Source organism: Dokdonella sp. (assembly GCF_036518555.1).
GTDB lineage: Bacteria > Pseudomonadota > Gammaproteobacteria > Xanthomonadales > Rhodanobacteraceae > Dokdonella_A.
The window spans coordinates 1-4,579 of record NZ_DATDMY010000055.1 but is presented as its reverse complement, the minus strand read 5'-3'; the positions used below and the strand labels follow the sequence as shown (position 1 = coordinate 4,579).

2 protein-coding genes are annotated in these 4,579 nt (G+C 72.9%); both read left to right on the top strand.

Annotated features, from left to right (window positions below):
- A partial coding sequence (locus VI238_RS03315) for an LTA synthase family protein (RefSeq protein WP_331648422.1) occupies positions 1 to 1,315 on the top strand: 1,315 nt, incomplete at its 5' end.
- 88 nt (positions 1,316 to 1,403) lie between these two features.
- On the top strand, positions 1,404 to 4,208 hold the full coding sequence (locus VI238_RS03310) for a serine/threonine-protein kinase (protein ID WP_331648420.1): 2,805 nt from the start codon (positions 1,404 to 1,406) through the stop codon (positions 4,206 to 4,208).
- The last annotated feature ends 371 nt before the right edge of the window (positions 4,209 to 4,579 follow it).

The following is a 4,579-nucleotide window of genomic DNA, read 5'->3' as shown; positions in this document are numbered from 1 at the left end:
CGCCGCGCTCGCGATCGGCGCGAGCCTCATGGGCGGCGCCGCTCCCTGGCGGGTCGTCTACGGCGAGGCCGCGCGGGGCTTCCAGCCATGGGCGCTCGACCGCAGCACGGCGAGCACGGGACTCATCGGCGGATTGCTCGTCTACCACTGGGAGCTCGGCGGCGGCGACGTGCCACCGGCCGATCGCGCCGCCGCGACGGCCTTCGTCCAGGCCCACGCGGCGACCTTGCGTGCCGGCCTCGCCGCGGCGACGACGAATGCGCCGTTGCCCGACATCGTGGTCGTGCAGAGCGAGTCGCTGTTCGACCCCGCGCGCCTGCACGATGTGCTCAGCGGACGCTTCCTGCGCGCGTACCACCGGCTCGCACGCGATGCGACTGCCGGAGACCTCGGCGTGCCGACGTTCGCGGGCGGAACGATCCGCACCGAGTTCGAGGTCCTCACGGGCGCACCGCTCGCCAGCCTCGGCGGCGTGCAGTACCCGTGGCTCGAACTGGACCGCGAGAACTACCCCGGCCTCGCGCGCGTGCTCGATGCGCACGGCTACCGCAGCGTCGCGATCCATCCCAATGCGGCCGCGTTCTGGAATCGCGCGCAGGCGTACGCCGCGCTCGGCTTCGGCCGCTTCGTCGATGCGGCGGCGTTCGTGCCCGACCAGGTCGTCGGCCTGTTCACCTCGGACGCGGCGCTCACCGATCGCGTGCTCGACGAACTCGCCGACGACGGCCCGCCGCAGTTCGTGTTCGCGATCAGCATCGAGAACCACGGCCCGTTCGACTGGCGGCCCGGGCTCGACCCACGGCGCCTCGCCGCGCTGCCGATGCCCGAAGCGCTCGACGCAGGTGCACGCGCGTGGCTGGGCAACTACCTTTACCTGCTCGACGACGCGGACCACGAGCTCGCACGCCTCGCCGAGGTGCTCGCGCGGCGCAAGCGGCGCACGCTGCTGCTCTTCTACGGCGACCACCTGCCCGATCTCGGCCCGGTCTACGCCGAGCTCGGCTTCGACGACGGTCGCGAGGCGAAGCAGCAGCCGGTTCCGTGGCTGCTCTACGACAACGAGGATGGGCGATCGCGCCGCCTCGACACGCGCGCATGGATGCTGCCCGGGCTGCTGCTGCACGCGGCCGGCATCCACGATCGCGCCTGGTTCGACGCGCTCGCGACGCTCGCGCGCTCGCCGGATTTCGACCCCGACGACCCCGACGACGCGTCCGGCATCGCCGCCCTCGCGCGCCTGCAGCTGCGCGGGGAGCTGGGGCCGCTGCTCGAAGGTACACTCGGCGTCGCACGCGCGTCGCCCGATCCCGGTTGAGTCGTCCGGCCGGCCGCAACCGGCTCGGCATGTCCGGAATGGCGCGCGTCCATCGTTATCAGAGGACGGTGATTCCGCGGCGAACCCCGTGACGACTGCATCGACGCGCGACTTGTTCGAACAGGCGCTTGCCGTGCCGGCAGGCCGGCGCACGGCCTGGCTGGACGCGCATTGCACGGACGCGGCGCAACGGCGCTCGCTCGAACGCATGCTCGCGCTCGACGAGAGCGCCACCGGGGCCGGCGTGCTCGACCGGCCGCTCGACGACCTGCTCGGGCGGATCGCCGAGATCGAGCGACCGGCCGAAACGCCGGGGACGCGCGTCGGCCCGTTCGTGCTGTTCGACGCGCTCGGTGAAGGAGGCTCTTCGGTCGTCTACCGCGCCGAGCGCGAGCAGGACGGCGTCCGGCAGACGGTCGCGCTCAAGCTGCTGCGACGCGGCCTCTATACCGCGGACGAACGACGGCGTTTCCGCGACGAGCGTCGCGCGCTCGCCCAGTTGCACCATCCCGGCATCGCGCAACTGATCGAAGGCGGCGTCACCGAGGCCGGCGTGCCGTACATCGCGCTCGAGCTCGTCGACGGCCTGCCGATCACCGACTACGCGCGCGAAAACCGGCTCGACCTGCGCCATCGCCTCGACCTGTTCGTGGCTGCCTGTCGCGCGGTCGATGCGGCGCATCGCGCGCTCATCGTGCACCGCGACCTCAAGCCGTCCAACGTCCTCGTCACGCGCGAGGGCAACGTGAAACTGCTCGACTTCGGCATCGCCAAGCTGCTCGACCCCGGCGACGACACCGACGCGACGCACACCGGCCACCGCGCGATGACGCCGGGCTACGCCGCGCCGGAGCAGTTCACCGGCGGCGCGATCACCACTGCCACCGACGTCTACGCGCTCGGCGTCCTGCTCGGCGAGCTCATGACCGGGCATCGACGCGATCGCGGCGACCTGCGCACGCCCTCTTCGCGCGTCGACGCCGGCGCCGCGCCGGGCACGCTGCCGACGAGCGCCGACCGCACCCGGCGCGAGCTGCAAGGCGACCTCGATAACATCGTGCTCAAGGCGACCGCGGAAGAAGCCGAGCGGCGCTATCCGTCGGCGGCTGCGCTGGCCGACGACGTCGAGCGGTATCTCGCCCACCAGCCGGTCAGCGCGCATCCGCCCTCGCCGTGGTACCGGACGCGCAAGTTCGTTGCGCGCCACCGCGGCGGCGTGCTGACCACCGCGGCGTTCCTGCTGTCGACCCTCGCCGCGCTCGCCGTCGCGCTATGGCAGGCGCACGTCGCGCGGCAGGAGGCGGTGCGCGCGAACACCGTGCGCGACTTCGCCGTCGGCGTGTTCGGCGCGGCGCGGGCCCAGCTGCCGCGCGAGCGCCGGCCGACGCCGGAGCAGCTCGTCGACGAGGCCCAGCGCCGCCTCGCCGCATCGACGCTCGACGACATCACGCGCGCCCAGGTGCTGCTCACCCTCGGCGAGGTGAGCCTGTCGCTGTCCGACCATGCCCGAGCCGAGACGCAACTCGCGCAAGCGGCGACGCTCGCGTCGCGAGGCGGCGATCCCGCCGCCGCACGGCGTGCGCACCTGCTGCACGCCGGCGCGCTGCAGCGCGCCGGGCGCAACCGCGAGGCCTTGCAGGAAGCGGAGGCGGACATGGCAGCCCTGCGCGCACGGCCTTCGCGCGAACGCCTGCTGGCGCTGGACGTCGCTGCGGCATCGGAAATGGCGCTCGGCGCGAGCGCGCGTGCACTCGCGCACCGGCGCGAGGCCGTCGCCGTCGCGGCGACGCTCGACGGGACGCAGCCCGAAGACGCGTTGCTGGCTGAACTCGCTCTCGGCAACGCGCTTGCCGAAGCACAACGTTATCCCGAAGCGATCGCCCAGCTCGAACCTTGGCTCGCGCGCTGGCGTCAGGCCGGTTTCGCGGAAGACAGCCGCTATGTCGCCGCGCTCGGCAGCCTCGCCACCGCCACCGACGGCATCGGCGACACTGCGCGCAGCGAAGCGCGCCTGCGCGAGTTGCTCGCACTCGAGCGACGCATCTACGACCCGCCGCACGACGCGATCGCCGCGACGCTGCGTGACCTGGCGCTGATCGTCGGGCGCGACGTCGCGCGCAGCGCCGAAGCCGGCGACCTGCTCGACCAGGCGTTGGCGATGCAGCGCGCGGTCTTCGGCCAGGATCACGAGGAGATCGCCAAATCGCTCGATGCGCGCGGCGCGATCCTCGTCGAGCAGCGTCGCCTCGACGAAGCCGCAGCAGCCTACCGCGAGGCGCTCGCGGTGTGCGCGCGCGCCGGCATCAAGAGCGAGGTGTGCCCGCGTGCGCGCAACAACCTCGGCATGGCGCTGTACCGGCAGGATCGACTCGACGAGGCGGAAGCGCAGATGCGCCAGGCGCTGGCCGAACGCCGTGCGCTCTTCGGCGACGATCATCCGACCGTCGCGTATTCGCTGTCGACGTTGTCGAATGTCGCGATGAAGCGCAGGGACGACGCGCAGGCCGTGGAATGGGCCGAACAGGCTCTCGCGGTCATCGACCGCAGCGGGCGCGACGCCTCGCGCGAAGCGGTGTTGATCCGCAATACCTGCGCCGCAGCGCTCTGGCGCGCCGGCCGCGGCGCCGACGCGCTCGTGGAGATCGAGCGTGCGCTGGCGGACTGGCGCCGCGTCGCGCCGGAAGCGAAACCGCGGCAGGTGATGATGCTGGTGCAGAAGGCGCAGATCCTCGACGGCCTCGGGCGGCACGAGGAGGCGCGCCGCACCGCCGGTGAGGGCATCGCGCTCGGCGTGCCCGCGGACGTGCTCTCGCCCGTCACGAAGCAGCTCCTGCGCACGTTGAGCGGACGCAGCGACGCCTATCCGGAGCCGGCGACGGGCGCGACGAAGTAGCGCGGCAGCAGCACGACCATCGAGCCATCGCGGCGTCTCGCACGACCGCCCGGCGCGCGAGGCCATACGGGCCGCATGCAGGCGGGCCGGTCGCTTGCGCACGAGACCTCGTCGCGCGCCTGCCTGCCCGAGCCCGGGCGCGAGCCGCCCATGCGCCTGACGCCGCGCCCGCGGCCCGCGCTGCGGCGCCGACCGACCGTCGCGGGAACGCGGGCGCTCGCGTATCGATGCCGGTCGTGCACGTCCTCGATTCGCGTCGAACGGCGTTCTTCGCGGACGGGGCCGGCGACGGCGATGGGGAGAACGACATGAACGGCGCATCCGGTTCACGGATCCACTTCCACATATCTTGGGTCGCGCGGGCGACGATC